Origin of the sequence: Niallia sp. Man26, assembly GCF_022049065.2 — a bacterium.
Lineage (GTDB): Bacteria > Bacillota > Bacilli > Bacillales > Cytobacillaceae > Niallia.
Genome location: NZ_CP095744.1, coordinates 430549 through 447108 on the forward strand (window position 1 = coordinate 430549; position 16560 = coordinate 447108).

Genomic DNA, 16560 nt, shown 5'->3' on the forward strand with positions numbered 1-16560 from the left:
TTAGGAAAATAATATTAAACTTATTAAATAAAATCATGAAACTTTATATTATTGAAAACGTATTAAATACTAACAATTAAACGGAGGTGAGTTTTAATATGGAAGGTAAAAAATGCTCAGAGTGTGGGGGAACTTCTTTTTCTCAAGGAAGTGACTATATTAACCTTAGACCATTAAACAAAAAGATGGCAATTGGTTCTGAGAAAATCTATACATACTGTTTAAACTGTGGAGAAGTTATTTCTATAAAGATTGTGAATCCCAGCAAGTTAACTTAAATTTGTTATTCATTGTACCTTTTTCTACAGGTACTTTTTTTGTTTTTAAAAAAATTAAGTTAAGCTCGTTTTCGTTAGTTAAAATTCTATCTACAGCAAAAAAACATTTAAATTCCCCTAATAACATGATGATTTGCATCAAAACAAGTTGTTTCTGCAGGAAAGGTCTGAGTTAAATCATCTGGAATTTTGTCATACTTCAAAAAAGTTTCCTCCTCTGAAACAGTAAAAGTTAAACTATAATTTTCATTCAATAAAGCTGCAGTAATTTGAGCAATTTTTTTATTAGGATTTTCCCCATAAATTATGCCATAAACTCCGCTATTTGTTTTTATATCTACATATGATACTTTACTGGTACCATACCCTGACATTTTTATTTTATATTTTCCATTCCATCCTTTATTTAATTGTGCGTAACCAGTATATTTATTATCTAGTTCAAAAAGCACAACAGATGTATTTGAATTTCCCAATGTGACTACATCTAAGACTTTAATCTTAACTTTTTCTTCCTCCCCTCTATTCTCCCATTCAGTTAAACTGGACTCTATTGATTGGCTATTAGCATCAATAACGTAATCATTATTAATATAGAAATAAAGAAAACCAACTAATAGAAATAAAAATAAAAAAGGTATAAATATTACTTTTTGCTTCATTAAATATCCTCCAGATGGTACTAACCTCATCAAACAAAATACTAGCCCTATATTGAAAAACCAAATGTAATTATGTATAGTAAGGAAAAATCGATTAAATGTGCTAAATCCAGCCTAAAAAGCTACCATACCAATCATCCGGCCTACTCCATATCCAACTAAAATGATTGAGAATCCTATCATTACATAAATACTAACTTTAATAAATTCACTCTGTTCATTAACCTTCTTTAATATAGCGTTATAAATCCCCATAATATTATTACTCCTTCTATATCACTGCTCTAAAACAGATTATTCTAAAGCTGTTGTTAATATTAAAAATCCTGTGATGTTGACATATACTATCTTGTTATATTTATATACGTTTCTTTAACTGTTTGGTTTCACTTAGAGGTATATTGATAGACTGTTGACATTATAAGGACGCTCTACATTCTTTCGGACTACTCCTCGAATAAAATAGCTTTCCCATTTAAGGAAAGCTCTATGTTATACTGACCTATTGCTAATTTATACTTTATTCTGCAATACATTCGTCCGGATTCATCTTCAGAAGTTTCCATTTACCATCGTTCATTTTCCGAAATTGCGCGATTTCTACGTCTGTACCATTAGTTAAAGTAAAAAATAGAAAACAATAATAAGCCCCGTCAGTACCAAGAACATAAATATTTTTAACATATCCCTGCTTTACTGTTGGATATCTTTTCTTGATTAATTTACACCAATCACCATACTTTACATCTACAACGGATTCGGCATTATGTTGCCAAAGATGATATGGAGCACATAAAAAATCTTCACTTAACTGCTGAATATCGTTTATACGGTAGCCATTTCCTTCAAAACTAAGCTCCATAAATCCATATGAGTAACCAAAAAATTCAGCAGCTGTTTCTTTAAAACCATGGATTGTTTCTAGTTCATTAAAAAAACGTAATTCTTCTTCACCTGGTAGCCTGCAAAGCTTAATAAGACTAATATGTCCTATCCCTGCAAATGAGTTAATGAAATCCTCATAATGAACTTTATCTCGTAATGCATTACTAAACAAATTGTAGGCAATTGGATATGGCGTCTTTGCATTTCCAACTGATCCACAGCTTCTGACATATAGATTTTCTGCCTCACGCAAAATGCTAAAATAATTAACAACAGTATCTTCAGGAGTTTTAGTCAACTCTGCGGGTAATTGTATCTGGTTATAGTAGTTCTCCCCAAATTGGTCAAAGAACTCAAAATTAAATCTTAAATTTAATGCTGGTAAGCAGGAAGGCCGGAAATATTGTTGTTGATGTGCTTCTTGGTCCAATTGATTCTGGTTTCTTAATGACATTTGAATCACCTCATTTTAGTTTATGGGCAATCCGTTTTTAGGTGCAAATCAGCTTAATATTCTATATTTCAAAATTACTTATTTCCATAAGTACACCTTTCAAAATTTCAACAGATTCTATAGGAAGTCCATCCAGCTCTAAACTGTGATTTCCTCCTTCTACCAGATGGAAAGTCAGTTGTCGATTGTTTTTCAATTTTTCAAATCGTTCCGCAATGAAACAACTGTCTTTATCACCAATAATACACAGTCCTTTATTTTCACTAGTGACCATTGCTTTAAATACATCATCTCTTTGCAATAATGGAGTTAACCATATAGTTTTTGCATCTTTCAACATTTTATTATGAAGCAAATAACTCAGAGCTATCGTTCCTATTGATTTTGCCACTACAAAAATATTTTTGTATTTCTTGTTCTCAATGGCTTTGTCGATTGTACGTTGTATTTCTATTGTAAAATACTTTTCACTTAAGTAAGATAACTCTTGCTTACTGAATGAATAATTAATATGTAATACATCAAACCCTTTAGTGTAAAACAAGCTTGTTGTAAAGTGTAACAACGGAGCCTGTGTAGTGTAGCCCGCCCCTGGTAAGATAATAACTAAATTATCCGCTGTTTCTTGCTGTTCTATTAATCTGAATGGAATACTGTAAGAATCAAAAATTTCTTTATTAGTCACTGTTTTATCACTCCCAATAGTTTTACGGTTCTCTAATTTTTTTCTTAAACTATTAATTAGTTTCCTTCTTCAGTACGCACGTTATTTCTGTTGATCAAAACTTACTTCCGTTTGCTTCTCAAATGTATTATATGATCCTAGAATCGTTAATTCACCTTCAAAACCTTGCTTTGTCCATCTTGAATAAAAGCCTGGATTTTCATCATCAAATTCTGATTTAATATACTCACTCTTCCACCCTAGTTCAGGCAGTTTATTAACATAATACTCATAGACTTCATTCAAGTGGTCCCCATTCCTAACATAATTTACTCTTGTAGGTTCTAAACCCTTAAATAAAGGTATATCTTCATGTTGTTCAGGGATAATTGACATACCTTTATAAGTTTCATCTGTCAATTGTATATATACTAAACTCCCCGCAAAAATTACTATTATAGTAATCGCTAATAATAACACTATTTTCTTCACATTAAACTCCTTATGTATGTGTTTCTTAATTTACTTTCACCATAAAAAGGGATCAGCCAACTTTATAGTCTTTAATTTATATTAAGTATAAGAATAGTTCCAATCTTTTATTAATCCAGAGAAGAAATTGATTTAAAAATCCCCTCCTTCCATAAATTCCAGCTGTTTTTTTATCTCAAAAAGGCTTGTAATCTCCCCAAATTTTCCTCCATAAACACAGCATTCTCTTCCACTCCACGACGTTTACACCAGCCAATACTATTAAACGCATCAGTAAATTGATAAAAAGGCAATACACTGTCTAAATCAATTAAGGGTCTGATACTCTCATAGCCTTCTCGATAAGCCTTATACAAAGCAGAATCAATACTCAGGAAATCACGGTACAATTTAGTGAAATCAATTTCTGTGGAACCAAACCGAACACTTTCAAAATCTATCACTCCAGCAACTTTATCATCATCAACTAATATATTTGCTGGACGAAAATCCATGTGGATAAAGCTAGGTCCATCAGGTGTGGGGAGTTGAAGTTTCATTTCCGCAAACTTTTCGAGTGCTTGTTTATATAAGGTGGTTGGTAAGATGTCTTTTACATCTTCTGCAAAGCTATAAAACTGGTCTTCTATGAATACAGACCAGTTGGGAAACGCATTTTGGATCGTATTCAACTTTTCGCCAGAGTTTGCTTTGATTGTATGCATGGTTGCATGAACTTCTCCAACTTGGAATGCCACTGAATGTGAAGCAGCAGTTGTTAGCGGTCTCCCCTTCAATGCTGATAATAAAAAAGCACCGCAGCACTCCTCATCGCCTGACCAATAGTCCAACATTTCAGGAATGGAGACATTCCCCTTTAAAAGGTTATATGCTTCCAATTCTCGGTGATACTTTAATTTTGAATAAGGAATTTTCACATATACATTTTCACCATTTTGCAAATTACATATATAGACTGTGGAACTGTATGAATCTTCAACCTCACTTATTGATAATACATCTAGTCTAAAATGTTGAATGATTCTATTTATCATTAGTATTACCTCCTTATTCTATGCTTCAATTGTAGCTAACCGTTCCTTTTATTCCAAATTATACCACTCCATCTGATTATCCTGCCACTCTAGAAAAATTAAAAAATAAGGGCGATTCAATAGTATTGAACCACCCTTACAATTTATTTAAAAACCTTGTCAATCAAATTCCGATCGTAATCTAATATCCAATCATTAAAAGTTTTATAAATACTTCTTATATTCTCTGGTGATTCAGCTAATAAATCACAGCCTCTATCATCGTAAACATGAAAGATTGTTTTTCTATCAATATTAATAAAATAGACTCTATGATAAATACTTGGTTTTAGTGCCAAATCTTGATTACAAATTGCTTTTAACAGCGGAATATAGTTGAGATCTGCTGCTTTACATTTTAGAGTAAATCTATGTGTTTTGTATATTCCTGCTTCGTCATCTTCAGGAAAAACATAAGCTTTGATTTCATGGCTCAGCCTGTACAATAAGGATTTTTCAACATAGGACGAAAAGTTCCCTAGATTTCGTCTAATATTTCTCCCCTTATGAAAATCACTTATATCCATCACTACATAAATATCTTCCTCAGGGGAATGTAATGCTTCAAACAAGGAAATCGCCCTATGATAGCACCCAAGTATATACGGGTTATCTGGATAGTCATATTCCCTTTCCCAATTAACCCCAAGTTCAAAACGAATGCCGATATCCCAGCTATAAAACAAGGGCGGTCTCAGTTCTAAAGCCGGGAAGTTTGTATTCATATAATTATTTAATAGCATGCTACACCGCTTTTCTAGAAAGTTTACTAGTTATTCTTATTGAGCTTGAGTGATTGGATAACAACGGTCATGGCATTCAAAACTATACGGTTCAAGTTTTTCATCTATGATTTCTGCTTGATAGTTATTATCCTTTAAATAGTTTAATAGAGTAGGAAGTTCAGAAGCTGTGCCACTTCTGTCATGCATTAATATTATTGGTGAATGCTTAGACGGATCTAATTGTTTTAGTTGTTCAATTATATTTTGTACATATTTTTTATTGGAAACGCTCCAATCACTGCTGTCCACATTCCAATCCCAGATGACAAATTTATTCTCTTTTAAAACGTCTCTAAAAGAATTTGTTAAATAAGGAATGCTTCCATACGGCGTGCGGATTAAGTTTGTTTTAACACCTGAGATGTCCTGTAATGTTTTTTGAGCTACTTGCATTTCATTTAAAGCTGACTCTGCTGATTGATAAAATTTATTTACATCATGGGTAACGCCATGTAAACCAACTCCATGTCCGTCCTTAACCGTTCGACTAACCGCTTTCGGATAAGTCTTCATAGCAGGTTCTAACATAAAGAATGTTGCTTTTACATTATACTTGTCAAGGGTATCTAAAATCTCAAAAGTAGAAGAAGTCGGACCATCATCGAAGGTTAAATAAACTACTTTTTCATTCGCCTTAACTTCTGTTGCTTTTTCAGTATCTTTTGTTTCCTCTGGTTTTTCGGTGTCTTTTGTTTCTGTTGTTTTTTCAGCGTCTTTTGTTTCTTCTGGTTTTTCTTCAGCCTTTTCTTCTGTTGCTTTTTCAGCGTCTTTTGTTTCCACTGATTTTTCATCAGCCTTTTCTTCTGTTGCTTTTTCAGCGTCTTTCGTTTCTACTGGTTTTTCATCAGGTTTTTCTTCGATTGTTTTTTCAGCTTCTTTCGTTTCCGTTTCTTTCTCAACGTCTTGCGTTTCAGTTGGTTTTTCACTGTCTTTGTTTTCATCTGTTTGTACTTCTTCGTGTTTATCTATTTCATTGTCTTCAGCCATTTGTCGGGGCGTAGAGTCACTTGATAAAGTTCTATTTTTTTCCGTAACAACTAACAAAATTAATATTGACAACATACAAAAAACGATAATCCCTATTCTTTTCATCTTCCTGTCCTTCACTTTCTACTTTAACATTATGTAAATTAATATATTGAGAGTTTTTTGTACGAATAAGCACAAAAAGGCCAAACAACTCTAATAAAGCAATTGTTTGACCTTCTTTTTATATTAAAAGATAGAAGTAAAAACAAACACCTAATTCTTTATTATAAACACCATGCTGGTTCATACAGTATTGTATTTTTAGATTTATATTCTTTTGAAAGCTTCATCCAAACAAATTAATTACATTCCTCCCATCTATTCCTTAACGTTTCATTTTAACGCATTTTTATTTCACATTTTTTTCCTTAACAAACATCTCTTAATTTAACATAAAAACTGTATTAAAAGATTAATTAACTTACACTATTTGGAATAACAGAACTATAGTCCCTATACATCCATATTTAGGCAATATCAACTCCATACTAAATTTCCTATAATACGCTTCTTTTTTAGGAGTATTCTTTATAAAGTCCTTAGTATTTAAGACCTTTACGAATTTTTTCAAGTGCTGCTCTCTAGAGTAGCGTTATGTTAACTATTTTCTCTAAATAAATTATCAATCTCTAAATTTTCATTTTTAAAAATGAAATATTTTGATTTACTATAGCTAGTATTTTTATGTATAGATACTAGAAATGATTCATTCCCATTTATCAGTATTTCACCTAAGGAATTTTTATCCTTCTTCATAGCAACACTATAGTATTCTTCTGCGGTAAAACTCTGTGGTTCTCTAACCCATTTAGAATTTCTAAAATCAGCCATTATTTTTTTAATTTCTTCATGATTAGTTACGGTCACTAACAGTTCTTCATCACTATTCCGGCTCATTTTTTTGACTTCTAATGAAGTTATCTCCGCATTTTCAATGTTAGTTATTGCAGTGAAATTTTTATCCTTAAAATTAACATTATAAATAATGAATGCTAATAACCCTGCTAATACCGTTACGCCTGTGATCAATAAGAATTTCTTCATTTGAACACTCCTAGCAATGTTGAATCTAATTTTTTAGCAAACTGCTATTAATTTCACTCAAACTTATTAAAGGAAGAATATTTTCATAAAAGAATATAAAAAAGAGAGGAGAATAGCAGTAGCATGACTTAGCATAGCTGAAAAATTCACTTTATGTATATACAATTAGGAGAGGTAACGGAAGTATATTATCTGAAGTTTATGAGAGTATTTAACAAATTTCAGCTACTAAATTCTTTTATATTTAATGATTTTTAATACATACCAGCCACCCCAACCGCCAACAAAACCTATTAGTAATAAAAACAGATTTCTTTCTAAATTGGGCTCTTGTAACCATTGTTTGTTAAATAGTAAAAGACATCCTGTTGAAACTCCCATTGTAATGGTTCCAAACACCAATCTAATTACATAATCTTACATTAAAAGCCCCTTTTGTACCAATCTTCAACATTTTTAAAAGCTCTTAAATAAACATACTGTTTGTATTAATATAAACGAAATTTCTTAGCATAAAGTTTCACTATCCAAGCAGATTTTTTCATCTTTTTATTGTGAATTATAGTAAAAATATTAATATTTGCTGAGTATTTAATGGGTAACATCTTCACAAAGGATAAAATACTAATTATTAGTAATTCCCTTCTGCCTTTGAAATCCTAAGTAACGACTGCCTTGAAAGCTCAATACTCCAATATGATTTTCAGAAAGCAGACCATACTCTTTACCAGAAACATGAAACTCTGAACGATCACCGCTTTCAAATTCGAAGGTAATATAATAAAATGTATAAGTGCTTGATGAAAAGTTGCTTTCTTCTTGATAATTAGCATTTGAAATTCCGCTAACATCTGTTCCTTTTGATTTCACAACAGCTGTCACACTAAGCTGTTGTGATTGCTCATTTTTGCGCCACTGACCAATTCCTTTAAAAATGGAATAAAAGAAGCCACTGATTACAATAATAAAAATTATTGCAATAATAATAGGACCGATTTGAAAGATTAAATCTTCTTGAAAAAACAAATCCCCGCCATATAAAGCCTCCTTCTTTAACAGCTTATAATACTTACGACTATGTATATAATAAGTTTCATAATTCAACCATTTTTCCCAATTTATGAAACAACAATAGAGAGCTGAATTATGCCCTCTGTATGATTCTGCATTCCTCTCAAACTCCCATTATATTTAACAATTTGCCAATTGTAATAAAAACAAAACACCACATTAAGGCCCCAATTCCGCCATACATCAAATATATTCTTAGCCTCATATGTGCAATCCCGCAACAGTAAAATGTGAGATGGCGTACTCCTGGAATAAAATAAGCGATCAACAGGGAATACGGTCCAAACTTCTTTATCCATGATTCAACTTTTAAAAATCTTTTCTCCTTTAGCCCAATCCATTTTCCAAACCTATCTATCAGAGGTCTTCCAGCTTTTTTACCAATCATATAACTAATCATCATGCCTAGAAAAGTCCCGCTAAAGCTGATTAAAATAGCAAGCTGATAATTAAGAGTGCCTATATGCGTAAAGTATCCTATTAACGTCATCAGTGCTTCATCAGGAATTGGCAACCCCACTATTCCCAAACTGAGCAATAGGAAAACAGCAAAATAACCATATTGACCGATTAACTCGTTAGCTACTTCCATCCGTGAATTTCCATTTTTTCATTGTCTTGTTTCTTGAAATTTGGAATTTTAATATGACTGACCATTAGAAATGCCAGGATGCATATGCCGATGCACAAAATAACTGGGCTATGTAATGTCATAAGTACTAACAAGCACATAGCAGCAGCCGGTGCTGGCAATCCAATAAATACTGCCAAATTGCTTTGTTCTACGTTAAAACGGGCTAATCTCAGCAGTCCGCAAATGCTGAATGCAAGTGCACAAACCAAACCAACGAGGGAAAGCTGACTTAAAGAAATACTATATGCCAGCATGGCGGGTGCAATACTAAATGTTACTAAATCAGAAAGAGAATCAAGCTCTTTCCCGAACTCAGATACGGTATTAAACTTTCGCGCAACCCTGCCATCAAACAGGTCAAAAAACATGCCAAAGCAGATAAACATCATCGCTGAAAATGTATTATTTAATAGCAAGGAATAGATAGATAACACCCCGCAGATAAAGTTGCATATGGTAATGATATTAGCTAAATAAATCAAAATATAACCAGCCTCCAAAACGATTGTTTATTTATTCATCTTCCTAGTATAATTATGGTTCACCCTTACTCTATGTGAATTTTTCTTTATCTCAAAAAGTACGAGCAATCTTATTATTCTTTCAAATTATAAAATTCCAATGTGGATTCTATGTGTTTTTCATAAAAAAAACCTTTTAATTAGATAAAAAAACAAACTATTTTTTGTTTTATTTTGTTTTTTTTTATTTAATAGCTAGATTTCCGTCTAAAGAAAACAAATATACACCAAAAAAGCAGTCACCTATAGGCAGACTGCTTTGTGTTCTTTTCTAAAGAAAACTAAAACAAATACAATAAATTCTATTCAACCTCTTGTATGGACAATCCTAATGTAGGCTCCAAATTCTCTGGAGCATCATAAATGGCCGTATACATCAGCCCGTTCTCCTCATATGTACTTTGCCCACTATCAATAATTCTACCGTCGACTAAACCTAATGCTGTATTAATTTCTTGTTTCTTTTCTGCCGAAATGGTTGAATCTGCTATATTAACTAAGTTAACTGCTGCAGAAGTAACGTCTCCGCTATCATCCATAATTCCAAAAATTGCTGCTGTCCGAAGGTTGCCAGTATCGTTATCCGTTGCTGCAGATACTACAATTGTTTGATTCTCATTGATAGTGCCAGTACGAAGTAATCCATAAGCACTATCCTTTTCTTCTAAATCATTAAGAGTAGCCAAGTCAGGATTAACGGAAGTCATACTTTTATTCCATTCATTTTTCAAGCTATCCCAGTTCCTATCAAAAACTGTTTTTCCATCCGTTTCTGCTGCCGACACTTTTTTCGGTTCACTAGCATCTGCTGTTGCTTCTGTATTTGCTTCTGTATTTGCTTCTGTAGCTGCTGCTGTATTTTCAGCTTTCCCCTCTGTTTCCTGAGCTTCGTCTTTTTGACCACAACCGCTTATCACTATAACCAGTAGTAATGCTAAAAAAATGTTACCTAATAATCTTTGCTTTTTTTCTGTCATCTCCAGAATCCTCCATCACTATTTCGTTTTACAATATTTAACTTATAAGTTCTCTTTTCCCAAAGGTATTTATTCCCAAACACATTTCTTTTAAAATTTCTTTCGGGAACATAGAAACTCTGTTTAATTTGCAACAAACTTCCATTAATACAAAAAAAGTCAGACATTTATACCACTGTCTGACTTTTCACGGCTGCATCTTATTTGCGATATCGGATTTGCATCTGTTTCTAGCGAATTTCTTCATATAATCAAGCATATCTCAAAAAATAAAAAAGCTGCTTTAGCAGCGGAGATAAATCAATATACACTACCCTTTTCGTATTAATCTAACAAAAATTGAGATTCCTAAAATTAAATATAAACAAGCAGTAAGACCCCAAGTAAGAAAAATCCCTAATCCTAAGCCAATATTAGCATCTTCATAATTATTTATTACATCATCAATAACCACATATAGCATTGGAGCAGCACATATAAAATAGACTAACAATGATAATAATAATTTTTTTGTATTTTTATAATAAAACATAACAGGGATGAAAAGTAATGCAAGTGTGATAATAACAATTATCGCCATGGATATTTCCATAAAATCCCTCCAAATACAAAAAACTAAAATATTTTTATCTTTACCGATATTATTACCCGTAAATTAAAATTAGAAATCAAAACAATTTAACTACTAATTCCTTATTCATTATCTTGTTTCAATAGCCATACGCAAGTGTGATACCACTCCAAGAAGCAATAGAAACGAACATACCAGTTTTTCAAAAGAGGTTCCAAGTAGTTGTTGAAAAAAGCCAAAGGTCCAAAGTGCCACGAAACACCAGCATATAATAGATCTTCCTCTTTTATGTAAATACCGCTTTTTTTGGGCAGCAAAAATGGTAAAAGCACCGCCTATAATGCAAACAACCATACCAACAACAGATATTGGCAGCTGAGATTCAAACGAATCAGATCGCCCTCCGTTAACCCAAGAGAACGGAATAACACTGCTGATAACAAGGATATGCAGTGCTATTGTTAAAGAGTAAAAACAAATAGCCATTATTAAAGCAGTACGTAGATTGATTTTTCTAAGTTTTTCTTTCATATATCTACCTCGCTTTTATTATTCCTCTAATTTTTTATTATAAGTGGGACTCATATTATAGTTATGCTTTCACTTACCCCCTTTAGTCCTTTAACCCATATTAATTAATCATTTTTTTTTTACATTATCTAAAAAACAAAGAGGAATTCATTAGAATTCCTCTCAATAGAGATTGATAAATCAACCTATACAACTACTGCAGTAAAAAACCAAATAATCATAATAACCTGTATTAATATTTTTGCTACACTGCCTCCTAAGAAGCCTATTACCGTAGCGAATCCAACCTTTGCCGCCTTCTTCATATCTTTATGCAAGATATATTCCGTAATTAAAACCGCTACAAATGGTACGAGGATAATTCCAAATGGAGGGAGAATAAAGGACCCGACTATTGTTGCGATTGCAGCTATTGTTTCAGAAATCTTTGACCCGCCATATTTTTTCACAAAATAACTATTTGCGATGATATCGGCTGCTATTAATACAGCACTTAACAATCCCATACTTATCCAGAACCATATAGACAGCTCACTAGGATTAATCAAAAACTGATAAACCAAAAATCCTCCCCATATTGCTACTACAGAGGGAATAATCGGATAAACTATCCCCACAAAACTTAATATAAATAATATTATGGTTATTGCCCACCATACGAATTCCATCAAAAAACCTGCCTTTTTAAAATTCTAACATTTAGAAATCTTGCTCTTTCAGAACAAGATTTCCTTTCGTTATTTAGCTGCTGCTATGCTTGCGACTTTTATAGCGGTGACTGCCGCCATACGGATTATACCTTCTGCTTCTATCACTGCTGCTGCTTTTTTTATATCCTCTTCTATCACTGCTGCTGTATTTTTTATACCTTTTTCTATCACTTCTGCTATAGCTTCTAGATCTATGACTGCTGTGAGAAAATTGCTTAATCGTTTTCATAAATTTTTTAAACATTCTTTCCACCTCTTTAATTCATTTTATTTTTTTCGGAACAGTACATCAGAATCTTTTCTCAAAGGGATATTAATAATTACCTTTGTCCATTCACCATAAACACTTTGAATTTCAATCGACCCTTTATAATATTCCAATAACCTTTTGGCGATTGCTAATCCTAACCCATTTCCGCCATTTTTTCTGCTTCTTGCTTTATCAACACGGTAAAATCGATTAATCACCAATGGTAGGTCTTCTTCTGGAATTCCAACACCGTAATCCTTTATTTCAATAGCTAAGCTGTTTTCGCTATGTTTTACTTTAAGCTCGATTTCCTTCTTGTTTTTTGAATATTTTATGGCATTATCTAACAGGATAATTATTATTTGCTCAAGATGATTTTTGAATATTTTTAAGGTGAAATCCTTACTAATATCTATTGAAGAGGAAATATTATAGTCTGGATTTAAAGTTAAGAAATTTTCAACAACATCCTCTACTACACCTTTTATTTTTATATCCTCTAATACAGCAGTACTTGTGGAGAAATCTCCTCTTGATAAGGTCAGCAATTCTGAAACCATACGGATTAATCTATTGGTTTCATTCAAACTCAAGTTAAGTGACCTTTCTAATGTTTGCGGATTATCTTTTCCCCAGCGATTTATAAGGGATAGATGACCGTGAATGATTGTTAATGGTGTTTTTAATTCATGAGAAGCGTCTTCCACAAATTGTTGCTGTTGCTGGAAAGATGTCTCGAGATTATCCATTAATTCATTAAACATAATTCCTAACTCTGTCATTTCATCATGCTGTTTATCGATATTCACCCGTTTATTCAAACCATTTTCTTTTATACTTTTCATTGTCCTAATCATAGAATTTATTGGTTTTAATAACTGAAAGGACAGAATCCTTCCCCCTACAAAACTTAAAATGATAGCCACTAATCCTGTAATTATTACTAATGTCGTTATTTGATTTATCAAACTTTCGAAGTTCTCTAAGTTTCGGACAATTTCTATCGTACCTTTAAAACCGGTTACTTTAAAAGGCTTTCGGTATACAAGCAGTCGATCTCCCTTAGGGGACATTTCCACTAATTCTTCTTTTAAAGCTGATTGTGATGAGACCCAATTTTTTGGCACTTTATTTGTTATTGTAAATAATACGGAATTATTTTCACTAACAATCCTTATTAATTGGTGATGTTCATTCAAGATATCTATATACGCTTTACTTTCTAAAATCTCTTGTTCTGAATCTGCTTCTAATAAATAGGCATAAATTTCTTCCATATTTTTTTGAATTGTTTGTCTTTCATGATTATTAACCCACTTCATAATGACAACATACTGAACGAAGGTATAGGATAAAAATAAGAAGAGGATTAGTAATGCGGCCCAAAATGTTAATTTCCATTTTATCTTGATACTTTTAGGTAATAATGCTTTCACACTTTTCATTCCCTCATAACATATCCCATTCCTCTAATCGTTTGTATATAGCCTTCTTTATCATTAGCTTCCAATTTCCCGCGAAGATGCATCACATAAACATCTACGACATTTGTTTCTATGTCTGCATGATAATCCCAAATATTTTCTAGAATAATCTCTCTAGTTAAAACTCGGTTAATGTTTTTCATAAACAGAAATAACAAGTCGTACTCTTTTTTAGTCAGTTCTATTAGGTGCTCCCCTTTTTTTAACAATCTTGACTCAATATTAAGCTCAAGATCTTTAAAGGACAAAGTCATCTCCGGTAAATTTTTCAGTTTCTCTTGTCTTCTAATAATAACTCTAATTCTTGCTAACAATTCCTCAATGGCAAAGGGTTTTGGAATATAATCATCAGCACCGATATCTAATCCTAAGACCCTGTCCATAATACTATCTCTGGCAGTTATCATAATGATCGGAATATCCTTTACTGCCTTTAACCGTCTACAAACTTCAATACCATTTAATTTTGGCAGCATTAAATCAAGCAGGATAACATCCCAATTCTTTTCTAATGCAAGCTCTAACCCTTTCCTTCCATCATAAGCAGGCGTAACATTATATCCTTCGTGCATTAGCTCCAAAAGAATAAATTCTGATAACGCTTCTTCATCTTCAATTACTAAAATATTCAACTGTTTTACCTCCATATATTATCTTGTCAGAATTATATCTTATCTAAATTATATTGGATACTAATGCATTAATTTGTATTAAGTGAGGATTTTTTAAAATGAAAGTGACCTGCTTATGGGATTTATATGCATTTAATACTATTCTCCTTTCTTAATAAGATTAATCCTTTCTATAATCATACAAAACCGTAATGAAATAACGGTAAAATGTATCATGATGCTTTCTAAAATTTTAATGAAAATTTTTTAATCTTAAATACGTTAGGAGAAGATTATGAAAATAATAAATAGAATTTTTTTGCTTTTTATTGCCTTTTTAAGGAAATCAATGTAATATATATATTACATAATGCAACTTAAACATTACATTGTGTAATTTAGTTCGGTCGGTGAAATTATGAAAAATCGTATTAAAATAGCCAGAGCTGAGAAATCCATGACTCAAGCAGAGTTAGCCAGAAAGGTTAATGTTACAAGACAAACAATTGGTCTTATTGAAAAAGGGAACTACAACCCTACCTTGCAGCTTTGTATTTCCATTGCTAAGGCTTTAGAAAAAACACTCGATGACTTATTTTGGGAGGAGTAATTTTATGGAACAAAAATCATGGCTGTCTAAGGTATTACCTAAGGATGAATACAAAGAAAAGAAAATGCTTTACTATATAGCTGAATCTGCTGTGCTGCTTGCCATATTGTTATTTATTTATGCATTGATTAATAATTTTTCTCTTTACGGAGGGTCTGCTTCTGGAACTGTCACCTTGCTTTCTTTATGTTTCCTAGTTGCCTATGTACTAATAAGATATATAATGTCAGGCATAGAATATCCTGATATTATAAGTGAAAGACGATTTAAAAAAGAAAAACAAGCAATCATAAACCGCAGTTTAATCATGATGGTTCTTATTGCCGTTATGTTAGTAGTAATACAAGGAATCCCGTCTAACATGACAAGTTCAGTTCAGTTGTTTTTACCAGCGATTTTTATATCCTTCATTAATTTTATAATAAGCTATACTTCACTCAAAAAATCCTATCATAAAAACATTGATTTATTGGATTAATCATTAACATGTTTTTCAAATAAAACACCCTTTAAAATACACTTAATGAAGTGAATTTTAAGGGGTGTTTCTTCATGCCTCATTAAAAGTAAACATCTACACTCAAGTCCTATCATAACTTCTAACGACAAATCCTTGATTTTCCGCAAACGTATTGATTACCTTTACCAATTCACTTTTCGAAATGGACACGGAGTGATGAATTTCTCTTTTGTTATTAATGACATATTCTTCAAAAATTATATAATTTAAATGATCCATTTTTTTAACTACAAATTGATTACACTCATATTCTCCACTTCTAATATTGCTAGAATAAATAAAATAAATGATGCCATCATAATATTCTTGTTCAGAGATTTCCGTATTTAAAAATAATGGAATGATTTCATGCATATAGTGCTTCCTTTCTAGAATCATTACTCCATCTAAGGTAATGGTTTTTCTGGTCGTTTTGGACAATAAGAACAATTAGGGTCTTCACATTTCACCTCAGTCCATTCATTGCAGGAAGGACAGAAATAAGCATCATAATCTTCATAGTAAACCAAGTTATGTTGACATTTTTTACAGTGCTGTTCCATATCAATTGAACCGTCTATTTCGATACCATCTATAATAACCAAATCATCTTTTTCTTCTATCTTCATCATTACCTCCAAAAGGTATTTTCACCTGTAATTCTCCTCGTACGTAATCTTATTTAGCAAAGATACTAACTACTCTTACCACTTCCATTATTTTTT

General features: G+C 32.1%; 24 protein-coding genes. 3 read left to right on the forward strand and 21 right to left on the reverse strand.

Going from position 1 to position 16560, the window contains the following annotated elements:
* Window positions 1-98: 98 nt before the first annotated feature.
* Window positions 99-278 carry a hypothetical protein gene (locus L8T27_RS21550; protein WP_233315080.1) on the forward strand — a complete coding sequence of 60 codons (180 nt, stop codon included), beginning with the start codon at window positions 99-101 and terminating at the stop codon, window positions 276-278.
* Between the two features lie 107 nt (window positions 279-385).
* On the opposite strand, the gene L8T27_RS21555 is transcribed toward L8T27_RS21550, so the two are convergent.
* From L8T27_RS21555 to L8T27_RS21645, 19 genes are all read right to left on the reverse strand, one after another.
* The gene (locus L8T27_RS21555; RefSeq protein WP_233315079.1) at window positions 386-940 is read right to left on the reverse strand and encodes a hypothetical protein; all 555 of its coding nucleotides are present in this window, start codon (window positions 938-940) and stop codon (window positions 386-388) included.
* A gap of 114 nt (window positions 941-1054) precedes the next feature.
* Entirely contained in the window at window positions 1055-1195 is a 141-nt protein-coding gene (locus L8T27_RS21560; RefSeq protein WP_233315078.1) for a hypothetical protein, read from the reverse strand.
* Window positions 1196-1460: 265 nt separating this feature from the next.
* The gene (locus L8T27_RS21565; protein WP_237942901.1) at window positions 1461-2279 is read right to left on the reverse strand and encodes a hypothetical protein; all 819 of its coding nucleotides are present in this window, start codon (window positions 2277-2279) and stop codon (window positions 1461-1463) included.
* Window positions 2280-2340: 61 nt separating this feature from the next.
* Window positions 2341-2964, reverse strand: a complete 624-nt coding sequence (locus L8T27_RS21570) for an alpha/beta hydrolase (RefSeq protein WP_237942903.1) — start codon at window positions 2962-2964, stop codon at window positions 2341-2343.
* Window positions 2965-3045: 81 nt separating this feature from the next.
* Window positions 3046-3435 (reverse strand): hypothetical protein, encoded by a 390-nt coding sequence (locus L8T27_RS21575; RefSeq protein WP_237942905.1) that lies wholly within the window; start codon window positions 3433-3435, stop codon window positions 3046-3048.
* 170 nt (window positions 3436-3605) lie between these two features.
* On the reverse strand, window positions 3606-4469 hold the full coding sequence (locus L8T27_RS21580; protein WP_237942907.1) for an aminoglycoside phosphotransferase family protein: 864 nt from the start codon (window positions 4467-4469) through the stop codon (window positions 3606-3608).
* 143 nt (window positions 4470-4612) lie between these two features.
* On the reverse strand, window positions 4613-5251 hold the full coding sequence (locus L8T27_RS21585) for a DUF3885 domain-containing protein (RefSeq protein WP_233315073.1): 639 nt from the start codon (window positions 5249-5251) through the stop codon (window positions 4613-4615).
* A gap of 36 nt (window positions 5252-5287) precedes the next feature.
* The gene (locus L8T27_RS21590) at window positions 5288-6385 is read right to left on the reverse strand and encodes a polysaccharide deacetylase family protein (RefSeq protein WP_237942911.1); all 1098 of its coding nucleotides are present in this window, start codon (window positions 6383-6385) and stop codon (window positions 5288-5290) included.
* Between the two features lie 534 nt (window positions 6386-6919).
* Complete coding sequence (locus tag L8T27_RS21595; protein WP_237942913.1) at window positions 6920-7366, reverse strand: hypothetical protein; 447 nt, start codon at window positions 7364-7366, stop codon at window positions 6920-6922.
* 624 nt (window positions 7367-7990) lie between these two features.
* Entirely contained in the window at window positions 7991-8470 is a 480-nt protein-coding gene (locus L8T27_RS21600) for a DUF2500 domain-containing protein (protein WP_237942917.1), read from the reverse strand.
* Window positions 8471-8540: 70 nt separating this feature from the next.
* Window positions 8541-9029, reverse strand: a complete 489-nt coding sequence (locus L8T27_RS21605) for a DedA family protein (RefSeq protein ID WP_233315068.1) — start codon at window positions 9027-9029, stop codon at window positions 8541-8543.
* Window positions 9020-9553, reverse strand: a complete 534-nt coding sequence (pssA, locus tag L8T27_RS21610) for a CDP-diacylglycerol--serine O-phosphatidyltransferase (protein WP_237942919.1) — start codon at window positions 9551-9553, stop codon at window positions 9020-9022. Before pssA ends, L8T27_RS21605 begins: the two co-directional genes overlap by 10 nt.
* A gap of 341 nt (window positions 9554-9894) precedes the next feature.
* Complete coding sequence (locus L8T27_RS21615; RefSeq protein ID WP_237942921.1) at window positions 9895-10569, reverse strand: hypothetical protein; 675 nt, start codon at window positions 10567-10569, stop codon at window positions 9895-9897.
* A 310-nt stretch (window positions 10570-10879) separates the two neighbouring features.
* Complete coding sequence (locus L8T27_RS21620) at window positions 10880-11161, reverse strand: hypothetical protein (protein ID WP_237942923.1); 282 nt, start codon at window positions 11159-11161, stop codon at window positions 10880-10882.
* A gap of 108 nt (window positions 11162-11269) precedes the next feature.
* Window positions 11270-11671, reverse strand: a complete 402-nt coding sequence (locus L8T27_RS21625) for a hypothetical protein (protein WP_237942925.1) — start codon at window positions 11669-11671, stop codon at window positions 11270-11272.
* A gap of 185 nt (window positions 11672-11856) precedes the next feature.
* Window positions 11857-12339: a DUF456 domain-containing protein gene (locus L8T27_RS21630; protein WP_233315063.1), complete on the reverse strand. Its 483-nt coding sequence runs from the start codon at window positions 12337-12339 to the stop codon at window positions 11857-11859.
* A 69-nt stretch (window positions 12340-12408) separates the two neighbouring features.
* Window positions 12409-12552 carry a hypothetical protein gene (locus L8T27_RS21635; protein ID WP_233315062.1) on the reverse strand — a complete coding sequence of 48 codons (144 nt, stop codon included), beginning with the start codon at window positions 12550-12552 and terminating at the stop codon, window positions 12409-12411.
* Between the two features lie 96 nt (window positions 12553-12648).
* Window positions 12649-14067 (reverse strand): HAMP domain-containing sensor histidine kinase, encoded by a 1419-nt coding sequence (locus L8T27_RS21640; protein ID WP_248574498.1) that lies wholly within the window; start codon window positions 14065-14067, stop codon window positions 12649-12651.
* A gap of 5 nt (window positions 14068-14072) precedes the next feature.
* The gene (locus L8T27_RS21645) at window positions 14073-14747 is read right to left on the reverse strand and encodes a response regulator transcription factor (RefSeq protein WP_445738860.1); all 675 of its coding nucleotides are present in this window, start codon (window positions 14745-14747) and stop codon (window positions 14073-14075) included.
* 397 nt (window positions 14748-15144) lie between these two features.
* Here L8T27_RS21645 and L8T27_RS21650 point away from each other — a divergent pair, with 397 nt between their 5' ends.
* Window positions 15145-15336 carry a helix-turn-helix transcriptional regulator gene (locus L8T27_RS21650; protein WP_233315059.1) on the forward strand — a complete coding sequence of 64 codons (192 nt, stop codon included), beginning with the start codon at window positions 15145-15147 and terminating at the stop codon, window positions 15334-15336.
* A gap of 4 nt (window positions 15337-15340) precedes the next feature.
* On the forward strand, window positions 15341-15814 hold the full coding sequence (locus L8T27_RS21655; RefSeq protein ID WP_237942931.1) for a hypothetical protein: 474 nt from the start codon (window positions 15341-15343) through the stop codon (window positions 15812-15814).
* 102 nt (window positions 15815-15916) lie between these two features.
* Here the strand turns inward: L8T27_RS21655 and L8T27_RS21660 are convergent, their stop codons facing one another.
* Together L8T27_RS21660 and L8T27_RS21665 are read right to left on the reverse strand one after the other, a co-directional pair.
* Window positions 15917-16234 carry a hypothetical protein gene (locus tag L8T27_RS21660; RefSeq protein ID WP_237942933.1) on the reverse strand — a complete coding sequence of 106 codons (318 nt, stop codon included), beginning with the start codon at window positions 16232-16234 and terminating at the stop codon, window positions 15917-15919.
* An 8-nt stretch (window positions 16235-16242) separates the two neighbouring features.
* Window positions 16243-16467 carry a hypothetical protein gene (locus L8T27_RS21665; RefSeq protein ID WP_233315056.1) on the reverse strand — a complete coding sequence of 75 codons (225 nt, stop codon included), beginning with the start codon at window positions 16465-16467 and terminating at the stop codon, window positions 16243-16245.
* Window positions 16468-16560 lie beyond the last annotated feature (93 nt).

Coding starts and splice junctions, on each gene's coding strand:
- L8T27_RS21595 (WP_237942913.1), bottom strand. CDS start 7,366: ATGAAGAAATTCTTATTGATCACAGGCGTAACGGTATTAGCAGGGTTA.
- L8T27_RS21565 (WP_237942901.1), bottom strand. CDS start 2,279: ATGTCATTAAGAAACCAGAATCAATTGGACCAAGAAGCACATCAACAA.
- L8T27_RS21620 (WP_237942923.1), bottom strand. CDS start 11,161: ATGGAAATATCCATGGCGATAATTGTTATTATCACACTTGCATTACTT.
- L8T27_RS21590 (WP_237942911.1), bottom strand. CDS start 6,385: ATGAAAAGAATAGGGATTATCGTTTTTTGTATGTTGTCAATATTAATT.
- L8T27_RS21660 (WP_237942933.1), bottom strand. CDS start 16,234: ATGATTCTAGAAAGGAAGCACTATATGCATGAAATCATTCCATTATTT.
- L8T27_RS21580 (WP_237942907.1), bottom strand. CDS start 4,469: ATGATAAATAGAATCATTCAACATTTTAGACTAGATGTATTATCAATA.
- L8T27_RS21655 (WP_237942931.1), top strand. CDS start 15,341: ATGGAACAAAAATCATGGCTGTCTAAGGTATTACCTAAGGATGAATAC.
- L8T27_RS21665 (WP_233315056.1), bottom strand. CDS start 16,467: ATGATGAAGATAGAAGAAAAAGATGATTTGGTTATTATAGATGGTATC.
- L8T27_RS21630 (WP_233315063.1), bottom strand. CDS start 12,339: ATGGAATTCGTATGGTGGGCAATAACCATAATATTATTTATATTAAGT.
- L8T27_RS21555 (WP_233315079.1), bottom strand. CDS start 940: ATGAAGCAAAAAGTAATATTTATACCTTTTTTATTTTTATTTCTATTA.
- L8T27_RS21585 (WP_233315073.1), bottom strand. CDS start 5,251: ATGCTATTAAATAATTATATGAATACAAACTTCCCGGCTTTAGAACTG.
- L8T27_RS21550 (WP_233315080.1), top strand. CDS start 99: ATGGAAGGTAAAAAATGCTCAGAGTGTGGGGGAACTTCTTTTTCTCAA.
- L8T27_RS21560 (WP_233315078.1), bottom strand. CDS start 1,195: ATGGGGATTTATAACGCTATATTAAAGAAGGTTAATGAACAGAGTGAA.
- L8T27_RS21605 (WP_233315068.1), bottom strand. CDS start 9,029: ATGGAAGTAGCTAACGAGTTAATCGGTCAATATGGTTATTTTGCTGTT.
- L8T27_RS21650 (WP_233315059.1), top strand. CDS start 15,145: ATGAAAAATCGTATTAAAATAGCCAGAGCTGAGAAATCCATGACTCAA.
- L8T27_RS21625 (WP_237942925.1), bottom strand. CDS start 11,671: ATGAAAGAAAAACTTAGAAAAATCAATCTACGTACTGCTTTAATAATG.
- L8T27_RS21615 (WP_237942921.1), bottom strand. CDS start 10,569: ATGACAGAAAAAAAGCAAAGATTATTAGGTAACATTTTTTTAGCATTA.